The sequence below is a fragment of the Priestia sp. SIMBA_032 genome (assembly GCF_046535215.1).
Lineage (GTDB): Bacteria > Bacillota > Bacilli > Bacillales > Bacillaceae_H > Priestia > Priestia aryabhattai.
Map to the genome: position 1 here is coordinate 1 of NZ_JAWRXD010001115.1, position 254 is coordinate 254.

The window sequence follows — 254 nt, forward strand, 5'->3', positions numbered from 1 at the left end:
GTCAATCATTGGTCTAGGCCAAAGTGTAACCCCATCCTCATGAGACAATCGACCACGATGACCGACTCTTACGACGCGATCTCGGGATCCACCGCGGCCCAGATCGCCGCCAGCGTGCGGGCCCTCGTCGAACGAGGAAGCCTCGCGCCGGGCGACGCGCTACCGCCCGTGCGCGCGCTCGCCGAATCCCTCGGCATCAACCGCAACACCGTCGTCGCGGCCTACAAGCAGCTCGCCGCGTCGGGGCTCGCGGC

General features: G+C 67.3%; 1 protein-coding gene. It reads left to right on the forward strand.

What is annotated here, in order from left to right:
- Positions 1-57: 57 nt before the first annotated feature.
- Positions 58-254, forward strand: a 197-nt coding sequence (locus SB717_RS37790; protein ID WP_410908294.1) for a GntR family transcriptional regulator, incomplete at its 3' end; no start/stop codon positions are given.